The sequence below is a fragment of the Nitrospira defluvii genome (assembly GCF_905220995.1).
GTDB lineage: Bacteria > Nitrospirota > Nitrospiria > Nitrospirales > Nitrospiraceae > Nitrospira_A > Nitrospira_A defluvii_C.
Window position 1 is genome coordinate 135,498 of record NZ_CAJNBJ010000016.1, and the last position, 23,872, is coordinate 159,369.

Below are 23,872 nucleotides of genomic sequence, written 5' to 3' on the forward strand. Positions count from 1 at the left end.
CAGGATCATGGTGGAGGCATACCGCACCGTGACACTCCCGCCTCAACACATTGGCAAACGTCAGCCACGAACGCGTTCGCTCATTTCCCGCACGACCATGATATGACACGTGAGGCAAGGCCTCTCATTCCAGTCACACGGTAGTGGTGGATGGCTCGCTGGAGGTAATACTGCCACGCGTGCCTTGGCCAGTTTCTAGAGGCTTGCACACAGGAACTCCAGAGGTCCGTATATTCTTTATCCTTCGCCTGTATTGGTGAGCGGCACCATGCGACAACCGGTTCAAATACGCGATCCCAGGAAAATCCTCGCGCCGTCTCCAGACAATTGTGTTTCCACGTTTGCCTGATCGCCGGTACGTCCGCGGCCTGCAGAATAGCCTGGGCAAGTGCCTCGGCATCTCCACACGGCACGGTCAGCCCAAGTTGCTTTTCCTTCACCAGATCGCTCAACGGATCCCCTTCCGTACTAATGATGGGAAGTCCGGCCCATATATAATCCATCATGCGAGTGCGAAATGAAAACCGAGTCTCGAGGTTATCTCGATGGACATTGAGTCCCAGATCAGCTTCCAGCAGAAAGTTTTCTCTGTCTTCGTAGGCGACCCAATCGTTGAAAAATACCAGATGATTCGTCAGTCCCAACTGATCGGCTAACGCGATGGTCTGTTCAGCGGTATGAGACGTCGTCACCGCGGCATTGGGTCGTTTGACTCCCATGAAGAAAAGCTTGATGTCAGTACGTTTGCGGCCAACGAGACTCATCGCTTTGACAGCCATCATTGGATCAAACCATTCCCACAGTCCTCCGCCCCACAGCAGGACGACATCGTCCGCCTCGATTCCCGGCCACACACCTTTTAAGACCCGTCGCCGATGCACAGGCACCTGAGCCGGCACACCAAACGGCGCCACAATCAATAGACGTCTGAGCATCCGGTCGTCCTGATAGACAACTGGATTGATTCTTCCGGCTGCCATCAGCATGCCGACCCAAAAATCCCATTGCCGTTGGCTTGCACACAGAAACACATCACCGGCACGCAAATAGTTGTAATGCTCTCGGACCAATGCATGGTGACTTTCTAACTGGCCACTGATCGTCGTAGGCGGAGTCGTCTCTAAATAACCAATGGGCGATGGGTCGTAGAGGTCGATGACTTTTACAATCGAATGACCAAATAGAAAGGGATAGCGACTGAGTATTTGTCCCTGTCCGATCACGACATCATGAGTATCGGCATTCCGTCTCACACAATCCTGCGTCGATACCAGAGCGGACAGTCCCGGATGTTGCAGATCGGTTTTGGTGGGAGTCAACAGGGTCACGGAATGTTCAGCCGCAAGCAGTTTCGCCAACTCCCAGGTTCTGATACCAGGTCCGGCCATCTGCTTGCCGATCACATCGTTGCTAATGAGGAGCACCTTGCTCACGAGACCGTCTCCTCGGCACAACAACCTGCTCGATCTCGGTGGAGTACCATAAACACCAGGGTGAATCCGTTCCCCACTTTGGTATCAATATCTTCTCGCGCGACCAGCTTCCAATCACAGAGCTTGTTGCGACACATCCACTCAACAACCTGCAGTACCGAGTCAGGCGTGAAGGTGTGATAGTGCCCCATTTTTCCACCAGGTACTCCATCGATTGGGTGACTCTCAATCGACGCTTTCTGGACATAGTCATCGATGAAGTGCTCAAAGGACGTGAGTTCTCGGGTCGCATCGGGGGCAAACGCCCACTTGTGAGGGACGATCATGAACACATATCCACCATCGATGACGATGCGGTCCCATTCCATCAACGCCCCGACCACGTTTGGCAGATGTTCGAGAATATGGCTGGTGAGAATAAATCCTTCACTCTGGTCTGGGACAGGAATGTTGTCGGCGGCTGCCCATAGATCGACCTGCGGAGGTTCGAGTCCGGAGAGTCGCCGCTGCTCTCCGGCATAAAACTCGTGCGCCGCAGGCAACTCAACATTTCTGGTATTCAATCCGAACGGATTGTGTGCCGCCGGCCCTATTTCCAGGCCCTTCAGCCCATCGAGGAGCGAGTGGGCCAACGCTGATTCCGGAGCGATTGGAATGGTCGCCGGCGTTACCAGTGCCGGATCAGCATCGATGGTCGATCCTGTCCCCGGGTGAGCCTGAGCAAGCTGCTCTCTATTCCGCGCACCACTCAACAGCGAACGCCACGTCCCGTTCATGAGCGCAAGAAGCCCTGACCGCAGCGACAAATAGACTGACTGCCGCACACTATGAAGGGGGCAGAGTCTCTCGCGAAGTCGCTTGAGATGCACCACGGCCTTCCAGCCGATCGATTGTTCGATTTTTTCTAAACGCCGCTCCAACGCTTGAATCACCTTCCTCTGCTCTTCATCAGTGCGCTCGAATGTCTGCCGTAACTGCTCGCGCTGTGTCAGCAGCGCATCGATGACACAACATCGCACGGACCGTTTCACAAACCGCATCGCATGTGGAGCGATACGGGACGCATCAAACTCAACATCGAAGTCGAAGCCTTGCTCGGCGAATAACGCATTCCAGTACGACCGTGGCCGCACATTCACGTGGGTGACCTCAGCGAAGTCATCGGGAGTCGAGGAGAACAGAATGTCGTCCGTACTTCGGCAGAGGTTGGCAATGACTTGCCGCGCGGTCTCTTCCGGAATGTGTTCGAGCACTTCAATGCACACGATCAAATCAAACCGCTCAGCAATCGGATCGACCAACGAAGCCACTCGGCAATAGCGCTTGATGTCTCGTCGCACTTGACTGATCGCATACTCGGACAGATCAATTCCATAGGCTTCGACCCCTCGATCTCGAAGCGCCTCAACGAGGAATCCTTTTGCACACCCCGCGTCCAAGACTTTCTTGGGTCCAATCTGCTTCACGATGTGATCCGCAACCAAACCAAAAAATTGCAGCCATTTCCCCTCATAACGGCTATAAGGGACAGGCCCAAGACAGGACTCGTAGTACTCGCGAACGTACGGATGCGGGAGGTGCCCCGAAGAATTGCGGAACCCCATGCTCTGACCTTTGCGCGTTGTTGAATCCATGTTCCCTCTATCCTCGGCTCGCAATCTTTTGGAGTGATGTTTGGCGTTGGCACCTGAAGAGAGAGATGATTACGCTCGGTGTCCGCATGCGTTTCTCTCGGGTCGCGCGAACGGCTCAGGCAGCGGAGGATCGGTCTTCACCATGCCGTAACTGCGCCGATTTTTCGTATTCTGCCAAGATCACGCTTGGAGCGCCCTCGCCCATTATCCGCCCCTTCTCTAACCAAATGACTCGATCGCAGAGTCTCTGCACATGTGCCATCGAGTGCGACACGAGCACCATGGTGACTTGTTGCCGTTTAAATTCATCGATCTTGGCGTTGCATTTGAGCTGGAATGAAAAATCCCCGACCGACAGAATTTCATCGATCAGGAGAATCTCGGGATCCAGATGGCAGGCGATGGCAAAACCCAACCGCGCGATCATTCCGCTGGAATAGGTGCGCAGCGGCTGATCGATGGACGCTTCAAGCTCACTGAAGGTTATGATGGCCTTCATTTTCGAAAAGACTTCTCGACGTGTCAGGCCAAGCAGAACACCGTGCAAAATGATGTTTTCAGACCCCGTCAAATCAAAGTGAAAACCAGCTCCGAGCTCAAGCAGAGGCGAGACACGGCTGCCGACAACGACCTGCCCCGCCTCGGCCTCCACGACGCCGGCCATCAACGCGAGGGTTGTACTCTTACCTGCACCGTTGGGACCGATGAGACCGACCGTTTCTCCTTTATCGATACGAAACGACACATCTTCCAAAACCCTGATTCTCTCGCGCTTTAGGGAACGAAGCGTCTCGGGCAAGTGCAACAAAGAGGATTTGATCCCATGCGATAAGGATTGATACCTCGGATACCACTTCGAAACGTGGTCAAAGCAGATCGCCGTCATATCACCTCGGCGAACTTGGGGGCCATTCTCCAATATACGAAGCTGCCGACTAGAAGTGTGGCCACCGCACTGAGATAACAGGATCCGATCCATAGCCAACTAAGCTGTCCGTGCAGAAACATTTCGCGCCAACTCTCAATCAATGCCGCAACTGGATTGGCATACAAGAGTGTGCGATAGGGTGCGGGTGCCATCGCACTCGAGTAGGTAATCGGCGTCAAAAAAAACAACACCGTAATGAGCAATGCTGTCAGTCGCTCCAAATCCCGAAAAAATAGGTTCAGAGATGCCAGCGTCACGGCAAGTCCATAGACGATCAGGAATTCTGCCACAAGCAGAAGCGGAATGCCGGTCAGCCAGCTCCAAGAGGGGCTCATCCCATTCACCAGCAGAAACCCTATGATCACGGGAATTGAGAGCACGAAGTGAATCCCCTCGTTCAACACATACGACACGACCAGGACATGTCGAGGAAATCGAACCTTTTTAATCAGGGTCGCGTTGGCAAGAAAGATGTTAGGCGCGGCACTGAGCGAATTGGCCAACCAATGCCAAGGCAGGAGCCCCGCCATTAAAAATAGGGCATAATTCTCGACTGGGACTTTCATGATCTGCCCAAACACGATGTAGTAAATAATTGCAAACAACAAAGGGTTTGCCACAGACCAGACATAGCCCAGCGCGCTATTTTTGTAGCGCGATCTGATTTCCTTTTGCGTCAAGATCACCACGAGATCCCAAAGGTGCTCCCAATTCACCTCCCGCGCCGCTTTGGGCTCATGTGTCGCCAAGATCGATGGTGCCTGCATACGATTCGTTGCTTTCTACCGACTCATGGAGTGCAGTCTATTGGAGTGCTTGCTCAACGTTCTCCTATGCCAGCAAGGAGACACCTCGCTCCTGTCAGAAATCCCGCTGCTGGAACACCAGACAGGCACCGGTCAACAACATCCCGGCGTACATCACCCCATACAGCGACGCCAGCATCACATACTCCGGAGCGGCAACAATCCCCACCGCGGCCTGTCCCTTGATATTCAACATTTCGAGGTTGGGACAGAGGTAATAGAGCAGGTCTACGAGAAACTTGATCGGCCCGCCGTCACTATTGGCCACCATCGTCCGCAAGTCAGCCGTCAGATGGCCGATCACATACAGGCCCAGCGTGAAGATGGCGCTCAGCGTCGTCGACGTGAACGTCGAAAAGAAGAGCGCAATGGCCGTCACCACTAAGATCTCCACAAAGATCAGCAGGACCGCCTGAAAAATAGATGGCTGAATCGGCACATGGTAAAGCCACAGGGTCAGCAGAAACACGGCCAACATGATGGCCATGTTTACGAACAATGTGAACGCCAGGCCAACGTACTTCCCCATGATGAAGAAGGCCCGACTGATCGGCCTCGCCATGATCGTGTAGATCGTACGCCGCTCGATTTCTTTGTTGACCAAGCTGATGCCGACGAAAATCGCGATGATGACGCCGATCAGGTTGATGGCCGCCAAGCCCATATCGGCTATCACCTTATGGTGTTCGGTAATCGACAAATCCGCCAACAACACGGACAATCCGATCAGCAGGCCAGCGAACAACACCAGGTTGTAGAGAATCTTGTCTCGCAAGCTTTCGCGAAACGCATTCAAGGCAATGACGCCGATCGCACCCATCAGGACGCCCTCCCACTGGTCATATGCGGCAACGGCCGCGAGGCCTGTTGAGTGGCCTCCTGAAAAAACAGATCCTCCAGCGACGCTTTATGAGGAGTCACCGACAGCAATCGTCCTCCCTGCCGACGAATTTCCCCGACGATCGCATCGACTGCGTCAGGACTCGGCAAGACAATCAGACACTGTTGCCCTTGCTGCAACACACGGGTGGCCAGCGAGTGAATGAAGGCGTTCCCCTCGACCTTGAGTTGCTGGCAAACCACCTCAACGGACTGGGTATGGTCTTGTCGGACAAGTTCCTCGACACGGCCGCTGGCGACGAGACGGCCTTTCATGACAATGCCAACCCGATCACAGATCATCTCCACGTCATGCAGTATGTGCGTGCTGAAAAAGACGGTCTTTCCGCAATCGCGCAGACTCAAAATCAAATCGCGGACCTGCTTGCGTCCAACAGGGTCCAGTCCGGTCATCGGCTCATCAAGGATGATCAATTCCGGGTCGTGGATCAGCGCCTGCGCCAAGCCAACACGCTGCAACATGCCTTTGGAGAATTTTCGCAACTGCCGGGAACGTGCCTCCGTAAGCCCGACGAGTCCCAACAGATCCGTGACCCGCTGGTTGATGGCGGTTCGATCCAAACCGGCCAATTGTCCATAAAACCCGAGAAACTCCTCGGCAGTCAGATAGTCATAGAAATAGGGAGACTCAGGCAAAAACCCGATCCGGCGCCGCGTGGCCACATCACCTGCCGGTTGTCCCAGCAGGTACGCCTGTCCGCTTGTCGCGCGAACCAGCCCCAGCAGAATTTTTAACGTGGTTGTCTTTCCCGCCCCGTTTGGCCCCAGGAAGCCGAAAATTTCTCCCCGACGAACGACGAGAGACAAGCTATCCAGTGCGACGAACGGCGGTCGCCCAGGCCAACCGGATGCGTAGCTTTTGCTCAAGTGTTCTGTGACGATATCGTCCACGGCGATCCTCCATCCTCACTGCACGATCGGCAGCGGAGTCTCCATCGAACCGGTCCCTTTCCAAGGCTGCGCCGCCCCCCCTAATCGACACGCCACTTTCTCGTGAATCCGCAGCCGCTCACGTGTGGAGGAGGCGGTGACGGCTCCGGTCAGGTTATTGAGTTCATACTGTCCGCCCAACGGGTCCACCGGCAGTCTGGTGATAATACCGCGCAACATGAGATCTTCCAGTTTCCCCGGCGCCTGCCCATAGCGGGCACGGTACCGACTGATACTCTCTTCGAGAAGGCGCAGATCCTGTTCCTGCACAATTTCCTTCATCCGCCGGAACAACGCCTCCCGCACCCGCTCATCTGCCACGCTTCGCGAAAAGCGATCCAGAAATTCAAGCGCCGCAGCGGGGTTCCCGCTTTCAACCGTCATACGTGCGGCCAATTGCGGAAGATACGCAGGCGCGCCGGGCACGCGCGCCGCCATCCGGAAAAATTCTCCTCCTGCCGCCGGATCGCACCGCTCGTAGTATGAGATGTAGCCTGCCAGAAACGGCAGTTGCCAACTTCCCGGATTGTGCTGCATGCCCTTGCCCAAAATCGCCACACCTTCTTCGTGCCGACCAACTAAGACACCCAGAAACAAGCCGGTAGCCTGATAGGGTGGGACGAACGTCGGATCCAAATCCGTCAAGACATCCACCGCATGGTACGTCCAGGTATATCCCAGCTGTGTATCGCGCTTCGCGCCGATATGCTGGACTGCCTGCAGCCAAATCAGGTCTGCGACGACTTGCCGATACCCGAGAACGGCCAATTTCAAATAGTCTCCCTTCGGGAGATACGCCAATTGTTCAGCCCGTGCGACAGCGGTCCGCTCCTGATCGAGAACGTGGAGTAGTCCTGACGCCCCGGCCAGCAAGGCCACCCCGCACAGGATCTGCCCGGCGATCCGCTTCGCAGCGGATCGAGATGATGTCGGATTCATCCAGCCACGTCCTTTTCATACACCGCCGCGCGCAATGGAGCGACATCCACATTCAAGAAGGTTTGGTCGATACTGGTTTTGTTCCATTGTTTGTATCGATCTTGCCGCGATTGAATCTCCTGCAATTCATGTTTGGCGTCGTCGACCTGTCCCTGATCCATCCACAATCTGGCAAGGAGCGCGCGGGCTGGGAGGAAATTCGGCTCCAACCCCTTTACCTCCTTTGCTTGCTGCTCGGCCTCCACGCGTTCCCCCAGCATCCAATGCAGCCTGGCCTGTTCGTAGCGGTAGGATGCGGCATAGGGCGCGAGTTGAACGGCGCCCTCATACGCGCGCAGTGCAGCCCGCAACCAATCCTTCCGCTGTTCAACAGAATCTGCGGGGCCTGAAGGCGACTGTGCCGCCGACACGTACAATTGTGCCAGAAGCCCCAGCAACCGACTGTCCAGTGGATTCAATTCGATCGCCGTCTTGAACTCTGTCTCCGCGAGTCGGAACGATTCCTGTGCACGAGATGTTTCGAACGCTCTCGCATAGACCGACCCGAGACCGTGATGATACAGAGACTTTCCCGGGTCCCACGCAATGGCCTTTTGCAATCCTTGGATGGCCGCGGCCGTCTCCCCCGCCATGGCTCGACGTGAGGCAGAATCAAAGGTCATCCAGGCCAGGCCGGGGCGAATGACTTCCAGGCCGACTACCAGCAGGAGGCTGGCAACTCCCATCCCCCATGCCCATCGCCATCGAATCGGAAGGACATACACGACTGCCGTACGGTGCTTGGTGAGTCGTCCTACAGACACAACGAGACCGGCGCAGAGCACGAGCAGGATCGCCAGAGCTGACTCGCGCAAACTGGAATCGAGCGCAGCATGAACGAGAAGGGCGATTGCTCCGCCCCCAAGGCCCAAGATGAGGCTTCGTTGCAGACGGGACAGTCGCGCTTGGAGTGCCCGCCTGAGCTCTCGCCCCAGCATGAACACACCAACGGCAAACACCACCATCGCGCCGACTCCCATTTCGACCCCCATTTGTAGGTAGTCGTTATGCGGCGTCTGCGCAACTTTTCCATATCGCACAATTTCTCCTTCAACCGGAAATGCGTACAGAGGGTAGGTATATTGATAGAGTCCCAATCCGATTCCGAACGGATGATCGGCCATTTGAGTCAGCGCACCCTGCCACATTTGCCATCGGGCGTACGAAACGGGATTCTGCTGATGTTCGACCCATACCCGCTCCCGGAGCGGCGTGGGGACGAGCAGCCCAGCCAACACCAACAAGACCAGGCAACTGCCGGCCAGTTTCCAGCCATATCGCACGGTCAGAATGAACGCCGTCGACACCAGCAAGACGATCATGCCCCCACGCGATTGGGTCAACAGCACCGCGAGGAACAGGCTGCACAACGAGGCGACGATGCCGAACCACCACAACGCTGGCGACGCAGACATCCAGGAAGGAGCCTTTCCGCGGCGATACCCATAGACTGCCCCGCTCAGGACAATCGCCCAACCCACCGCGAGATAGCCCGCGAGGAAATTGGGGTTAAAGAATGTCCCGCTGGGCCTCACAACATTCCAGACGAGGCCCTGTAGGATGGCCAAGGCCGCCTCGCCGACTCCCATCATCACGATAACCACCGTCAGCACATGAACATGCTCCCATCGGTCCACAGAACAGACAAGCAAATAGAAAAACAGTGCATAGCCGATGATCATGAGGAGCCACTGTCGGCTGGGATGAGCATAGGGCGAGAAGATGGTGGCGACCACCGCGAAACCGAGAAACGCTATCACAACATACCTGACCGACAGGACAGGCAACACCAGACGCCCTTGCCGAATACTCAACGCCATCGCACCTCCGAGCCACGCGAGAATCGCGAGACGGATGATCATCTGCGCGACGTGCGTGGTGCCTCCCTCCTGGAGGGGAGAGAAGATGACGAGCGCGCTCGTCACGATCAACGGAATGGAGGACCGGATGTTCATGGATACGTGCTGCGGAGACGCGATCATCACTTTCTCCTGCTTTATCAGAGAGCCGCGATTTGGCAAAGTGAAAGTGAAATTGGCTGCGACGTCGTGAGACAAACCGATACGATCCCAATCCAGCGATTCAGCGAATTGGCCCCGCAAGGTTACTTAAATAAAAACGGGGGAGGAACGCTGCTCCTCCCCCGTCTCTCAGAACCCTTACGAGTGATCGTTAGCTGATCACGTCGTCAGGAACAGCTTGGGTCAAGCCACCCTTGATATCGTTGACCGACCACCCATCGATCGTGGCGTCGTTGTCGATGCTCGCCACCGCTGACGCGGTGAAACCGACCGCACCCGCCGTGGTGCTGGCGTTTGACGGAACCGCGGGAGACGCATCGGTCGCCGGCGTGCACCCCGCAGGAGCACCGCAGGAAATCTGGTCATAGTTGGCAGCAGGGAAAGCATTGCCTCCGGACGCCGCGTTACCACCAGCCAACGGGCTTCGGTAGGTGTATCGATTGGTCGCACCGGCCAGAGCGTAGCCGATTTCAGAGAAGCTGCCGTAGCGCGAGTTTTCGCTGAGGTACGCCGTCTCGGCCACGAAAATCGCGCCCAGGTTGGTCTTGGCTTCCGACTGGCGCGACTTGGCTTGATAGCGCAAGAAGTTCGGAATGGCGATGGCCGCCAGGATTCCGATAATCGCCACCACGATCATCAACTCAATCAGCGTAAAACCTTTTTGACCCTTCACTTGCTTCAACATAATGCCTCCCTTTCCTATTGTTACCACTTCATCCGACACATGCTTCATGTCCGTCTCTTTGTCCGGAACAGCGTCTTCACGCTCAGCAGATCTTGGGTATAGCAGCTTCTATGCCCAACACCTCCTTCCTGTAGTTTCTCCTCTTTCGTTTCATATTCCAGATAGTTACGCCCATCGCTAAGCCTTGTTCCGTTTCGCCTGCCGACATCCGGTTCCCTTTTCCGTCACTAGATGACAAGTTTTGGTGCCACCACTAGCTTGTCACATCGTTCGGGTCAGCGGCCGTGAGACCCTGCTTAGCATCATTGACATACCAGCCATCGTGAGTTGGGTCCGCATCCAAATCAGCCGCAGCGGTCGCAGTAAATCCTGAAGAGGAAGTGGTGGCGACGCCCGCGACACCGGTGTAGGTAATCGTTCCTACAGTCGGAGTTTCTGTCCGGATCGTGTCGCAACTGCCGAAAGGTCCGCACAACGTCCCCCCGTTCGCTCCCATCCCAGCCCCAATTCCCAACCCAGTTCGATAGGTGTATCGGTTCGTCCCACCCTCAGCGATCCCGAACCCGATATCCGTAAAGTTCCCAAACTCTTTTCGTTCACTGAAAAACGACGTCTCTGCCACAAAGATGCCCGCCAGATTCGAGCGCGCCTCGGCCTGCATGGCCTGCGCCCTGTATCGAAGAAAGTTTGGTATCGCGAATGCTGCCAAGATACCCACGATGACCACCACGACCATGAGTTCAATCAGCGTGAATCCTGTTTGCTTCGATGGCAGCGCCATGGCGTTTCATCACCAATACCGTGGTTCCCGCAACAGACTCCCGTGTTGACATGGCACCCTAACGTGAGGCCTGGCATAAGCAGACCTTATGCCACGATGCGCGACAGCAGGGGATGCACGCCTAACTCGCTGTCAACATTGGCATTTTCTTCCTTTAGGCAAATCGGCCGCAGGAAAAATGGATAGAGAACTCTTAAGCGAACCAAAGAAAGTGCCAAAAATTGACTACATCGAACAGTCGCGGTGCGGCAGACGCCTCAAGGCGGTCTCGTACAAGGCCTGCTGAACTTGTTATTTCACAATCGAGGGGATGGAGAGGAACTCCTGGGCGGAGTGCGAAACAGATGACTGGGATGAAGGAAAACGGGTCTACGGTCAGGAGGGGACAGACAGGAACTACGGGGTCGGGACAGCGGCTTTTCTCTCAGTGACTCGCCGAATGGCCTGGCGGATTCGTTCTTCCTTAGAGGGATCACCCAAGCCGAGATCGCGAAATCGTTGCATCAGCTTATCATTGGAGGGGTCCAGTTCAAGAGAATGGAGCAGTGCCTCTCGACCATCGGAGAGGTGCTGCTGTTTCAAGTAAATTTCGCCCAAGTGCTCATAAATCACCGGGTCGTCGCCGACTAACGCCACGGCTCGTTTCATCTCCGACAGCGCTTCGTTCAACAGCCCCTTCTTAAAGAACGCCCAGGCCAGACTATCCACATAATAACCATTGGTCGGCCTGAGTGCGACGGCCTGTTTCGTCAACGAGATCGCTTCCTCAATCTTCACGCCGCGTTCTGCATAACTGTAACCAAGGTAATTCAACGCGTCGGCATGGTGAGGGTCTAATGCCAGCGTGGTTTCCATCGACTTCACCACGTCCTCGAATCGATTCAATTTATCGTAGGCTGTGCCGGCGTTGAAATGCAGGTCCGCGTTATCGGGGTTGTGGCGTATCCCCTCCAGGAAGGCTTGGAGGGACGGTTCATATTCCTCTACTTGGAAATGCGACAACCCAAGAACGATGTGGGCTTCCGGCTGCTTGGGATTCAACCGACTGGCTTCCTGCAAATGTTGGATGGCCTCGGCATATTGCTTTGTCCGATACAGCAGCACTCCCAAATGCAAATGTCCCTCGAAATACGAGGGCTCCAGCGTGAGATTGTGGCGATAGGCCGCAATCGCATTGGGATAATCCTTGGTTTCTTCGTAGAGGTATCCTAAATAGTCTCGAACCTTGAGCTCGCTTGGACGCACGGTGAGAATCTGGGTCAATTGTTGAATGGCTTTGGGATAATTCTTCTGCTCGCCGTAGACCAGCCCCATTCTGAGCTGCGCGTCAAGATCCGCGGGATCCTCCGCCAAAATCTCCTGCAGCTCTCGTAACGCCTCATCATACTGCTTGGCCGACACTTGCAGGCGAATGAGATGGTGCCGGATTTCGCGGTTCTTCGGATTCACCCCCTGCAAATAGCGGCGGTAGATATCAATGGCCTTGTCGCGATCTTGCTTGGCTTCATACACGGATCCCAGGGCGACATACGCGGGCTCAAACGCGGGATTCAGCGTCACCGCCTGCTCGAAATGAGTCGTGGCCTTATCGAAATCCCTGGCTTCGACGCCGATGCGACCGAGGTAATAGTAGCCGACGGCGGAGTCCGGGCTGACCTTGATTCCCGAATGAATCGTGTTCTCGGCTTCCGCATATTGTTTTTGATTCGCCAGCAGCAGCCCCTTGGCAAAGAAATGCTCGCTGCGTTGTGGCTCTTGCTCGATCGCGCGATTGAACAAGCGCAGCGCCTTGTCCGGCTTCCCTGCCGCGGCATACATCCCGCCGAGCTGGCCGAGCACCTGCGCATCCAACCCAGGAGCCTCGGCAACGTCATCGGCAAAGCGCACGGCTGCCGGCACGTCACCTGCCGTAAAATTCAATATGGCCAATCTGGCCTTGAGATAGTTGGACGAGGGGTCTGTCTGCAGTGCGAGCTGGTACTCCTTGATAGCCTGCTCCGTCTCTTGCTCCAACTCAGCTTGATAGCCGAGCAGAAAATGATAGGACGCACGAGAATCCGAGGAGGAAGGCGCGATGCGGGGAACAATTGGTGACGCAACCGGAGCGACTGGGGGAGCAGGCCGAGCCGGCGAAGTAGTCTGGCATGCTGCAGTCACGCACGACATGGTGGCCAACAGCACGACCATCGCTCTCACGCTCAGGCCCCTCCCAGGGGTACACGGCTGTCGGCGTTCTTCACACGTTGGTTGCACAATAGATCCGCTCGACTTGCAGGGATACTGCCAGGAGAACCAGGAACGATGGAGAATTATACCGACCCTGAAAAGAACGCGTCAAACGACCTCTCGAGTCTCGAGATTCTCAAACTTGGCGAATCGGTCATGGAAGAAAAGCTCGCGCTTGCCGATCGGACCGTTACGATGTTTACTCACCAAAATGTCGGCGATCCCCTTCCGTTCCGTGGCCGGTTCGTAGACTTCTTCGCGATAGATGAACATCACCACGTCAGCGTCCTGCTCGATGGCACCGCTCTCACGCAAGTCGGCCAACATCGGCACCGGCGGTTTTCTGGCCTCCACTGCACGACTCAACTGAGACAAGGCGATCACGGGCACATTCAGTTCCTTGGCGAGACTCTTCAAGGAGCGTGAGATATCCGAAATTTCCTGCTGCCGCGACTCGGAATCGCTTTTGCCCTGCATCAGCTGGAGATAATCGACGATCAGCAAGTCGAGGCCTCGCTCGGCCTTCAGCCGCCTGGCCTTTCCCCGCATCTGCTGCACCGTCACGGCACCGGAATCGTCGATGAAGATCGGTGCCTGTTCGAGCTTGCCGGCCGCTTCGGCCAGCCGCCACCAATCTTCCTTTTGCAGTCTGCCGGTCCGCAGCGAGTGCGAATCAACACGAGCCTCAGAGCTCAACATACGAAGGACGAGCTGCGGTTTCGACATTTCGAGACTGAAAATGCCGACCACGGTTCCGGCATGAAGTGCCGCATGCTGGGCCATGCCAAGCGCCAGACTGGTCTTTCCCATGCTTGGCCGTCCTGCCACGATAATTAAATCCGACGGCTGCAATCCCGCGGTCAGATCATCCAAGTCGATGTACCCAGTCGGGACGCCGGTGACACGCTCTTTCCGCTTGGACAACTTATCGACGACATCAAGGCTTTCCTTGATGATCTGATTCACCTGCGTGAACGAACGATCCAGCTTGCCTTGGGCAAGACCAAAGACAGAGCGTTCGGCGAAATCGAGGAGTTCATCGACGGCGGCGGTGCCGTCATACCCTCGCGTGATCACTTCCGTCGAAGTTTCAATCAAGCCCCGCAACAATGCCTTGTCGCGAACGATCTTGCTGTGATAGCGGATGTTCGCTGCCGTCGGGACGACTTGCACCAGTTCCGCGAGATACGCCGAGCCTCCCACCGCGTCGAGTTCCGAACGTCCTTTCAGACATTCCGTCAACGTAATCTGATCGATGACTTCGCCACGATCGCTTAACTCCAGCATGGCCTGGTAGATCTTGCGATGCGCAGTCCGGTAGAACTCCTGATCCGTCAGTACCTCCATGGCCTTAGCCATGGCCGTATTGTCCAGCAAGATCGCACCGAGCACGGATTGTTCCGCCTCGATATTTTGCGGGGGGAGTCTGGGGGCGGTGAGGTCAACGGCGGAAAGAGATTTCATGCTCGCCTCCCCTGCCGCCCAGCAGAAGCGGCAGTCCGCTTCAAGCGCCTCGCTTCAGATTCCGTCGAGGCAGGCGGCACAAGCTCAGCGGAGGGATCGATGGCCCGAAAGACCCGATCGACATCAAGCGCAAATCCTGTGGATGCAGCAGTACGACCGAATCGACCCATCAAGTGATCGTAACGACCGCCACCGCCTAATTCCGCGCCGATGCCTGGAGCGAACACATCAAATACAATCCCGTCGTAGTATTCAAAGCCCCGGAATTCCCCAAGGTCGAGCAGCACGGACGACCGTCTGGTAGGGTCAAGCCGTTCATAGACCTGAGCCAATCGATCAAGCGGTGCGAGCAGGGTGCGGTCACGCCCGACCAGCTTTCGCCCCCGCGCCAACACCTCCGGACCACCGCACAACTCCAGCACCTCAAGAATCACCTGTGCGGTCGGTTTGGGCACACCGTCCCGCACCAACAATTCCTCAAGCAGCGGCATGTCTTTCCGCGCAGCTGCCAACTCCACACGCTTCTGTCCCTCGGGCGACAGGCCCGAACGGACTAACAACGCCGTGAAGAAGCCGACATGTCCGACCGCAACCTTGAACGAGGAAAGCCCTACCTGGTTCAAACATTCCAGGAGAAGGGTCAACACCTCTACATCACCAGCTACCCCATCGACCCCAATGAGTTCAGCTCCGACCTGAAAAATTTCACGATCGCGCCCCGCATGTTCCCGTTCATACCGGAACACCGAGGTTCGATAACAGAGCCTCAGTGGCAGCCGATCCCCCATCATGCCCATCGCCACGGTTCTCGCAATCTGCGCCGTTGCGTCCGGTCGCAGCAGCATCAGGCGGCCGGTGGTCCGATCGACCAGTTGATAACATTTTTCGATGAGTTCCGGCTCGAGGCCAGGTGAGAGCACATCGAAATACTCGAACATCGGCAGGATGATCTCGTCGTAGCCGCCGCTGGTCAGCACCGCAAGCAGCGTTTCCTCAAGACGACGAATTCGACGCGCGGCGTCCGGCAGAATGGTGCTCATTCCAACCGGAATAAGCGACCGTTCCCGACCAGCCACCAGGGAAGTGGAGGAAGAAGAGGCCTTCAACGAACGGGAGCCCATGATCGACTGCTGAGCACGTTACAACCCTTTCGACAGGTCGGCGACCTTCACGGAAAGGATGTGCTTGCTGTTAGTAATCTGATCGAGGACGGATTTCGGAAGCTGTGCATCAAGACCGAAAATCAACAGAGCGTTTCCGCCACGCTCCTCCCGCGAACACTGCATGCGCGCGATATTGATGTTGTGATCGCCAAGAATATGCCCGACCGTGCCGATCACACCAGGACGATCTTCGTTCAGGATCAACAGCAAATGGTTGTCGGGAACCACCTCGACCTTGAATTGATCAATTTCGATAATGCGCGGGTCCTTCCGATGATACAGCGTGCCCGCAACTTGGTGGGATTTCTTTCCGCCCTCAACGCGCACGCGAATGACGCTGGTGAAATCGCCGGCATCGCTGATCTTCACCTCTTTGACTTCGATGCCGCGTTCCTTGGCGACCACAGGCGCGTTCACGTAGTTGACGGGATCTTCCAGAATGGGGGTCAAGAGGCCCTTCAACACCGCAATCGTCAACGGTGCGACATTCAACGCGGCCACATCCCCGCTGTATTCGACGGTCAATCGCTCCAGACCACCTTCGAGCAATTGTGACTGCAACAGGCCAACCCGCTCGCCGAGTGAGAGATACGGTTGCAGCTGCGGCAACAACTCCGGAGACACGGAAGGAATGTTGACCGCACCTTTGGCAATCCCTTTGGTGAAGTATTCGACGATTTGCTCGGCAATTCCGACCGCCACATTCTCCTGCGCTTCGGTCGTGGAGGCCCCGATGTGCGGCGAACAAATAAAGTTGTCCAACGCCAGCAGTGGATTATCCGCCTTCACCGGTTCGTCATCGAACACGTCGAATGCCGCCGCCGCAACTTTCTTTGATTTCAGCGCTTCACAGAGATCGCCCTCATGCACGATTCCGCCGCGGGCGCAATTGGCGATCATGACGCCCGGCTTCATCTTGGCAATAGCCTGTGCATTGATGAGCGATTTAGTTTCGGGAGTGAGCGGAGTATGCACCGAGATCACATCGGCTCTGCGGAAAAGTTCATCCAGGTCGACGATGGTCACGCCCATCTTCTCGGCCCGTTCGGGAGCCAGGTAGGGATCATAGGCCAACACCTGCATCCCGACGCCCTGAGCAAGCTTCGTGAGATAGCCGCCGATCTGGCCGACCCCGACGATGCCTAGAACCTTGTTGCATAATTCGACGCCCATGAATTTCTCTTTTTCCCACTTGCCGCTCTTAGTCGAAGCGGTGGCTTGCGGGATGCGGCGCGACATCGAGAAAATCATGGCCATCGTATGCTCGGCGGTGGTCACCGTGTTACCACCAGGGGTATTCATGACCACGATCCCACGCCGGGTTGCGGCAGGGGTATCGACATTGTCCAGTCCGGACCCAGCTCGTCCGACAACCTTCAGACGCTCAGCGGCCGCGATTACTTCTGCCGTGACTTTCGTCCCGGAGCGGACGATCAGTCCGTCCGCATCCTTGATTTCCTTCAGCAGTTCCTCTTTCGGCAGCTTGGTTTTCACCACCACCGTAAAGCCGGCCTTTTCCAGTACCTCGACTCCCTGCTTTGACAAACTGTCGCTGACCAAGATTTTCATTATCGTGACGCCTTACCTGAAGGTGACTGTATGACCTACGACTTCCCCATAATAATCTCTTGAGCCCTGGCCACCCCGCTCCCCAATTTCACGGGATATCCTAAGCCTTTGATGACCATTTCCACCGCTGCCAAGGCCGTGATCACGTCAAAACTGTCGATATAGCCCATGTGTGAAATACGGAAGATCTTTCCCTTGAGGTGATCCTGGCCACCCGCCGCCGTCATCCCGTACTGCGTGCGCAAATTCTTGTAGACTGCCTGACCGTCCACACCCTCCGGCGCCGAAATGGCGGTTAACGCGTCACTTGGCCGTTCCTGAGGGAAAATGGAAAGTCCCGCAGCCTTGACGCCTTCTCGCATGGCCGTCGCCAACATGGCATGGCGGGCAAACACGGCTTCCAACCCTTCAGCCTTCAGGATGTTCATCACTTCCTTGAGGCCCAGAATGAGCGACACAGCCGGCGTATAGGCAGTCGTGCTCTTCTGTTGGTTTTCCCGTTCCCGCTTAAAATTGAAATAGAACGCGGCATTCTTCGCCTTATCGGCCAGACGCCAAGCCTTGTCGCTCACGCTGGCAAAGGCCAATCCCGGAGGCAGCATCAACGCCTTCTGCGATCCCGTGATCACGACATCGAGTCCCCAGGCATCCGTCTTGAGATCGAGCACTCCCAGGGCCGTAATCGCATCGACCACGAGGATGGTGTCTTCATACTGCTTCACGATTTCAGCGAGGGTTTTGACATCGTGGGCGACAGCCGTGGAGGTTTCGCTCGCTTGGACGTACACAGCCTTAATCGAGGGGTCTTTCTTCAGGGCGTCCGCCACAGCTTGCGGGTCGATCGCCCGTCCCCATTCGACCTTTAACTCAGTGACCTGGGCTCCGAAGGTCTTGCAGAGCTTCGTCCACCGTTCCCCGAACTTGCCGCCGTTGATCGTGAGGGCTTTATCCCCGGGGGACAAGAAATTCGAGACCGATCCTTCCATGCCACCCGTGCCGGATGCCGCGAGAATCAATACATCGTTCCGGGTTTGGAACAACCACTTGAGATCCTCACGAACCTCGGCAAACAATTTATCGAACTCGGGAGCCCGGTGATGAATCATCGGCCTGGCCATGGCCAGCAGCACCTCCGGCGGAACGGGGGTGGGTCCGGGAGCCAGCAGATACCGTTTGAGCATGGGACGATCCTCCTCGCTGTACGGAACGAACAATGTCAGGGATTTAGAAGGGGCGTACGCTACCATAGCCCCCCCTGGGTGTCAAGGTAAGGAACCTTGAAGATGCTTATCTTTTCAGCATGTTCACGAGATCGACGCGATCGTCGTCACTGCGAATTCTTGATCAACATCCGACCAAATTCCGACGACGCGCCAGAGATGGTGGCGAGCAGAATCTACACTCGAACTCGTTCAATTTCTTGACAAGCCATAACCTCCTCGATAGGCTACCATCCGAGAGTCAAGAACCGCACATTCCCCGAACAATCTGGTGGGTGTCTCTATGCAAGCACGTTCCTTTGGCGCTGGTATTCGCTCGCTTCCGCTTCTCTCGATGTGCCTTCTGTCCTTATCATGGACGGCTATCGCCGGAGCAGAATTGCCTACCACGCCTCAGAGCGATGCCCCCGCTCCGACAGAAGGCACTGAAATCACTCCTGCAGAGGGTGCTGAAATCGCCCAACCTGACACCCAGTCCATCGTGCAGGAACCGGAATACTTGCTGGACGAAGAGGATCGTGCGACCGCCGCAGAAGTGGAGGCCGCCGAATCGTCGACGGCGGTCGCCAGCGAACCGTCAACCGAGGTCCCGCCGGCCGAGGCCCTGCTGCAATTCAAACCGCTGACCGGCAATACCGCCAGATTTACAGACTTACTGACCCCACCGGCCGAGGTCATTCAGGAAGCGGCGGCCGAACAAGCACAGGAATCAGAGAGCGCCCCAGAATACAATGTGCCGATCGTTCTGGATCCTTCCGTGCAGGGCCATATTCGGTTTTTCAACGTCGCGATCCGCAACCGATTCGAACAGTGGCTCATCCGGCTCAGCCACTATCGCCCGCTCGTCGACAGCATTTTCACGGAATTCCAGCTGCCGAGTGATCTGATCTATTTGTCGTTGGTAGAAAGCGGCTTCAACCCCCATGCCTATTCCCGCGCCCGAGCAGCCGGGCCGTGGCAGTTCATGAAGGGAACGGCGAAAGTCTATGGGTTGCGCGTCGATAGCTACGTAGACGAACGGCGGGATCCTGTGAAGTCGACCGTAGCAGCCGCACGCTATCTGCGTGACCTCTACGATTTGTTTGGAACCTGGCCTCTGGCGATGGCCGCGTACAATGCCGGAGAAGGCAAGGTCATGCGAGCCCTCCATACGGCGCAGGCCGAGAGCTTCTCTGACATCGCCAAGACACGCCTCATCCGCCGCGAAACGAAGGAGTACGTGCCGCGGTTTATGGCAGCCACCATCATCGCCAAGAACCCGGATCGGTACGGGTTTCCTCAGAACGACGTCCGCCCCCATCAGTTTGAGGAAGTGATCGTACGTCGGCCCATTCACTTTAAAGCGATTGCCAATGTGACGGGGATTTCGTATCAGGAACTCAAAGTGCTGAATCCCGAATTGCGACGCGATGCCACGCCTCCGGATGACCCTGAGTATCGCCTAAAAGTACCGATCGGCACTCGGGAAAAGGTTGAACAGATGCTGGACCGGGCCCCGACCCACAAATTCCCTCCACTTCCGGTTCCGGTGAAGGGTCGACATGTAAAGAGCGAGCCTGACTCCGGGCATTGGTACCGCGTCCGTGTCGGCGACTCACTGGAGAAGATCGCCAAGCGATTTAACATCTCGGTGAAGACTCTCAAGTCTAATAACAACCTCACCGGCCCCACCATTAAGGCAGGAAGCCGCCTCGTCATAGCCAACTGAGGCAGTCCCGGCTGATCACTTGCTCTAACAGAGGAAATTCAGGGAGACAGGACTACTCTTGCTGCTTCTTCTTCGCAGCTGGGGCGGAAGATTTCCCCGGTTTGGCCTTGGCCGACGGCTCAGGTTTTGGAGCAGGCGCGCTGGCTGCAGGAGCTGGTGGAGCAGCAGCCGCTGGACTCTCAGGGGCCTTCTTTACCTCCAACACCTTCACCCGGACCGCCGCTTCACTGGTGAAAGGCGAGTTGGGGTAATTCTTCATCAAGTCCTGGTAGTGGGCAATGGCGCCCTCCGGCCTTGACTGTGACTCTTCAATCTTCGCTAACTCAAACAGGACATGGTCTTTGTTCAATGCCCCAGGAATTTCAAGAATTCCGGTGAAGGCCTTCACCGCCTGATCGCGATCTCCCTTCGCCAGATAGGCATAGGCCAGCCGTTGTTGGACGAGCCCCAAGAGAGAGGTATTGGAGCTATAGAGCAGCATGAACCGCTTATAGGTTTCGATGCCCGCATCGACCTGATTCGCGAGGACCTGCGCATTTCCGAGGTGGAACAAGGCTACGGGCGCCACTGGACTCCGCGGATATTGATCGATCACTTGCTGATAGAGGTTAATGGCCTGCGCCAGTTGCTCTTGGCTTTTTTTCGGATCGTCCGCCGGCCGATTGAGATAGTGAAGCGTCGCTTCCTGGTCGAGCTCTCTGGCTTTCAGGGTTGATTGGTAGTCGTACCAGATCACGCCCGCGACCACGGCGCCCGCGACCAGCACGACTCCCACCCCGACCAACAGCGCACGCCGCTGTTCCTGCAACACATGAAGAAAGCGATCGACGCCACTGATCAAATGCGCTTCGTCAAGCGGATCATCTTTCGCAGGAACTCTGATGCGATAACTCATTGCCAGCCGGTCGTCTTGGTTAGAAATAAGAAGCGGTCGTTTCTCAGAACCGACCGCCTTATACTAGGGAGGAGTCAGGCTTGTCAAATCTTAGGCCCCTGCCGGAGGCGCACCATCTGATGTTCGAACAGCATCTGCAAAAACTCCAGGACCACCACCTCCTACGCCGGCTTCGCACCATTGACTCTGCGACAGGACCGACGGCTGTGCTAGAGGGGCGGGAAGTCATCCTGCTGTCCTCGAACAATTACCTCGGCCTGGCTACCCACCCAACCGTCGTAGAGGCGGCAATCGCCGCCACACGGCAATACGGCGCCGGATCCGGCGCGGCCCGACTCGTCTGCGGCAGCCTGATGCCCCATCACACACTTGAAGCAGCCCTCGCCCGGTTTAAAGGCACCGAGGCAGCCCTCACCTTCGCGGCCGGGTATCTCACAAATATCGGAGCCATCCCCGCCCTGATCGGAAAGAATGGGCTTATTCTCGCCGACCGTCTGTGCCATGCCAGCCTGATCGACGGCTGTCGCCTAAGCGGAGCCATGTTTCGCGTCTACCACCATGGTGACATGCATCACCTAGAGCGACTGCTTGCCCGTCGTCCGGCAGGCACCCCCACCCTCATCGTTACCGACGGACTCTTCAGTATGGACGGAGACATCGCACCGATGCAGGACATCGCACAGCTGGCCGAACGGTACGACGCGATGATCTATGTCGACGACGCACACGGCACCGGCATCTTGGGCCGCACGGGGCGGGGCACCTTGGAATATTGCGAGGTTGAATCCCGTGTTCCCTTCCACATGGGAACCTTGAGCAAAGCCCTGGGCAGTTCAGGAGGCTATCTGACCGGTTCCGCGTCCTTCATTGCCTACCTGGTGAATACCTGCCGAAGTTTTACTTACACGACCGCGCCGAATCCGGGGAGCGCCGCGGCCGCCGCTGCCGCACTTCAGATCATCGAGCAAGAACCGGAACGACGCCTCCGGTTGTGGGAGAATCGCGCACGCCTGGCACAAGGGCTCCTTCGGCTTGGCTTTGACCTCGCCGCCTCGCAAAGCCCGATCCTTCCAATCATCGTCGGCGACCCCGATCGCGCCATGACCATGGCCCAGTCGCTCTTTGCTCATGGGGTGTACGCCCCAGCGATTCGCCCACCGACAGTTCCCCCCACGACCAGCCGAATTCGCCTCACTATCACTGCCGATCACACCCCGGAACAGATCGATCGCGCACTCGTGATCCTTGAACAAGCCGGACGCGCCATCAACCTAATCTAAGCGGACCTCAGACTCTGTGGATGGGCTGGAACACGCCTGTTTCAGCCCCGTCTCTTGTGGATATTTTCTTGATTTCCACCCTTCCTATGGCATGATCGAAACAGTTCAACGAGCCATGATTGTGGATTCATTCCTACGTTCGTTTCTTCACACCGTTTCCTAACTCATCATATGGAGCACTCCGATGATTGATATCTCCAAACTGTTGACCTTTGGCGTCCAGCAGGGAGCCTCGGACTGTCACATTAGCGCCGGCGAGCCACCGATGATTCGCTTACACGGGGATCTGAAGAAACTCGACCATCCTCCCCTGACACAGGATGAGACCCACGCGCTCATCTATGACATGATGAGCGATGCACAACGCAAGAATTTCGAAGAACACCGGGAATGCGATTTCTCGTTCGACCTCGGTGACATCGCCCGTTTCCGGGTGAACGTGTTCGTCCAAGGCCGCGGGTTGGGCGCCGTCTTCCGAACCATTCCCACCGAGATTCTGCCGCTCGAAAAGCTCGGAATGCCCCCCATTCTCCGGCAGCTCTGCGATCGGGAAAAGGGGCTAATCCTGGTCACCGGGCCAACCGGCTCAGGTAAATCCACCACGCTCGCCGGCATGATCGACTATCTCAACAACACCTTTGAGGGTCACATTCTCACGATCGAAGACCCAGTGGAGTTTGTGCACAAATCCAAGAAATGCCTGGTGAACCAGCGAGAATTGGGCGTACACACGCTGTCGTTTGCCAACGCGCTCCGTGCCGCTCTCCGCGAAGATCCCGATATCATCCTCGTCGGCGAAATGCGGGATCTGGATACGATTCAGTTGGCCTTAACCGCCGCCGAAACCGGGCACCTGGTATTCGCAACCCTCCACACCTCCAGTGCTCCGAAAACCATCGACCGCATCATCGACGCCTTCCCACCGAACCAGCAGGCGCAGGTCCGTGCACAGCTGTCGGAAACGCTGGAAGCGGTGTTGACGCAAACCTTGCTCAAGAAAAAGAGCGGCGGCCGCATCGCCGCGGTGGAAATCATGGTGGGGACCACAGCCGTGCGAAACCTCATTCGCGAGGGCAAACTCCATCAGATTCCCGGCATCATGCAGGCCAGCCAGAAGGACGGCATGCAGACCATGGACATGGCCCTGATCGACCTGGCCACACGCGGCTTGGTCACAAAAGCCGAAGCCCAGTCGCGCAGCATGAATCCCAATCTGTTCAGCGCGGCAGGAGCCGCCTAACCCGGCGCTGT

At 56.6% G+C, this 23,872-nt stretch carries 18 protein-coding genes and 1 pseudogene; 3 read left to right on the forward strand and 16 right to left on the reverse strand.

Features of this window, described 5'->3' with window-relative positions:
• Nucleotides 1-80: 80 nt before the first annotated feature.
• The 15 genes and pseudogenes from KJA79_RS12295 to KJA79_RS12365 form a co-directional block, all read right to left on the reverse strand.
• A complete protein-coding gene (locus KJA79_RS12295; protein WP_213042344.1) occupies nucleotides 81-1,433 on the reverse strand; it encodes a glycosyltransferase in 1,353 nt (450 codons plus the stop codon).
• Nucleotides 1,430-3,067 carry a methyltransferase domain-containing protein gene (locus tag KJA79_RS12300; RefSeq protein WP_213042345.1) on the reverse strand — a complete coding sequence of 546 codons (1,638 nt, stop codon included), beginning with the start codon at nucleotides 3,065-3,067 and terminating at the stop codon, nucleotides 1,430-1,432. The genes KJA79_RS12295 and KJA79_RS12300 overlap by 4 nt, the downstream gene beginning before the upstream one ends.
• Before the next feature lie 115 nt (nucleotides 3,068-3,182).
• Entirely contained in the window at nucleotides 3,183-4,046 is an 864-nt protein-coding gene (locus KJA79_RS12305; protein WP_213042346.1) for an ABC transporter ATP-binding protein, read from the reverse strand.
• Nucleotides 3,950-4,762 (reverse strand): ABC transporter permease, encoded by an 813-nt coding sequence (locus KJA79_RS12310; protein ID WP_213042347.1) that lies wholly within the window; start codon nucleotides 4,760-4,762, stop codon nucleotides 3,950-3,952. Before KJA79_RS12310 ends, KJA79_RS12305 begins: the two co-directional genes overlap by 97 nt.
• Nucleotides 4,763-4,856: 94 nt before the next feature.
• Nucleotides 4,857-5,621, reverse strand: a complete 765-nt coding sequence (locus KJA79_RS12315; protein WP_213042348.1) for an ABC transporter permease — start codon at nucleotides 5,619-5,621, stop codon at nucleotides 4,857-4,859.
• Nucleotides 5,621-6,592, reverse strand: a complete 972-nt coding sequence (locus KJA79_RS12320; protein WP_213042349.1) for an ABC transporter ATP-binding protein — start codon at nucleotides 6,590-6,592, stop codon at nucleotides 5,621-5,623. Before KJA79_RS12320 ends, KJA79_RS12315 begins: the two co-directional genes overlap by 1 nt.
• A gap of 15 nt (nucleotides 6,593-6,607) precedes the next feature.
• Entirely contained in the window at nucleotides 6,608-7,570 is a 963-nt protein-coding gene (locus KJA79_RS12325; RefSeq protein ID WP_213042350.1) for a hypothetical protein, read from the reverse strand.
• Complete coding sequence (locus KJA79_RS12330; RefSeq protein ID WP_213042351.1) at nucleotides 7,567-9,591, reverse strand: O-antigen ligase family protein; 2,025 nt, start codon at nucleotides 9,589-9,591, stop codon at nucleotides 7,567-7,569. The genes KJA79_RS12325 and KJA79_RS12330 overlap by 4 nt, the downstream gene beginning before the upstream one ends.
• A 621-nt stretch (nucleotides 9,592-10,212) precedes the next feature.
• A pseudogene (locus tag KJA79_RS23335) lies at nucleotides 10,213-10,303 on the reverse strand (prepilin-type N-terminal cleavage/methylation domain-containing protein); the annotation flags it as partial.
• Nucleotides 10,304-10,568: 265 nt separating this feature from the next.
• The gene (locus KJA79_RS23005; RefSeq protein WP_213042352.1) at nucleotides 10,569-11,096 is read right to left on the reverse strand and encodes a type IV pilin protein; all 528 of its coding nucleotides are present in this window, start codon (nucleotides 11,094-11,096) and stop codon (nucleotides 10,569-10,571) included.
• A gap of 396 nt (nucleotides 11,097-11,492) precedes the next feature.
• The gene (locus tag KJA79_RS12345) at nucleotides 11,493-13,253 is read right to left on the reverse strand and encodes a tetratricopeptide repeat protein (RefSeq protein ID WP_213042353.1); all 1,761 of its coding nucleotides are present in this window, start codon (nucleotides 13,251-13,253) and stop codon (nucleotides 11,493-11,495) included.
• A 177-nt stretch (nucleotides 13,254-13,430) separates the two neighbouring features.
• On the reverse strand, nucleotides 13,431-14,786 hold the full coding sequence (gene dnaB, locus KJA79_RS12350) for a replicative DNA helicase (protein WP_213042354.1): 1,356 nt from the start codon (nucleotides 14,784-14,786) through the stop codon (nucleotides 13,431-13,433).
• Nucleotides 14,783-15,826 (reverse strand): ATP phosphoribosyltransferase regulatory subunit, encoded by a 1,044-nt coding sequence (gene hisZ, locus KJA79_RS12355; protein ID WP_213042355.1) that lies wholly within the window; start codon nucleotides 15,824-15,826, stop codon nucleotides 14,783-14,785. The genes dnaB and hisZ overlap by 4 nt, the downstream gene beginning before the upstream one ends.
• A 99-nt stretch (nucleotides 15,827-15,925) precedes the next feature.
• Complete coding sequence (serA, locus tag KJA79_RS12360; RefSeq protein WP_213042356.1) at nucleotides 15,926-17,518, reverse strand: phosphoglycerate dehydrogenase; 1,593 nt, start codon at nucleotides 17,516-17,518, stop codon at nucleotides 15,926-15,928.
• 35 nt (nucleotides 17,519-17,553) lie between these two features.
• On the reverse strand, nucleotides 17,554-18,699 hold the full coding sequence (locus KJA79_RS12365) for a pyridoxal-phosphate-dependent aminotransferase family protein (protein WP_213042357.1): 1,146 nt from the start codon (nucleotides 18,697-18,699) through the stop codon (nucleotides 17,554-17,556).
• A 520-nt stretch (nucleotides 18,700-19,219) separates the two neighbouring features.
• Between KJA79_RS12365 and KJA79_RS12370 the strand changes: the two genes are divergently transcribed.
• On the forward strand, nucleotides 19,220-20,446 hold the full coding sequence (locus tag KJA79_RS12370; RefSeq protein ID WP_213042358.1) for a lytic transglycosylase domain-containing protein: 1,227 nt from the start codon (nucleotides 19,220-19,222) through the stop codon (nucleotides 20,444-20,446).
• 52 nt (nucleotides 20,447-20,498) lie between these two features.
• On the opposite strand, the gene KJA79_RS12375 is transcribed toward KJA79_RS12370, so the two are convergent.
• Nucleotides 20,499-21,341: a tetratricopeptide repeat protein gene (locus KJA79_RS12375; RefSeq protein WP_213042359.1), complete on the reverse strand. Its 843-nt coding sequence runs from the start codon at nucleotides 21,339-21,341 to the stop codon at nucleotides 20,499-20,501.
• Nucleotides 21,342-21,421: 80 nt separating this feature from the next.
• Between KJA79_RS12375 and bioF the strand changes: the two genes are divergently transcribed.
• Nucleotides 21,422-22,621: an 8-amino-7-oxononanoate synthase gene (bioF, locus tag KJA79_RS12380; protein WP_213042360.1), complete on the forward strand. Its 1,200-nt coding sequence runs from the start codon at nucleotides 21,422-21,424 to the stop codon at nucleotides 22,619-22,621.
• Between the two features lie 187 nt (nucleotides 22,622-22,808).
• On the forward strand, nucleotides 22,809-23,861 hold the full coding sequence (locus KJA79_RS12385) for a type IV pilus twitching motility protein PilT (RefSeq protein WP_213042877.1): 1,053 nt from the start codon (nucleotides 22,809-22,811) through the stop codon (nucleotides 23,859-23,861).
• Nucleotides 23,862-23,872 lie beyond the last annotated feature (11 nt).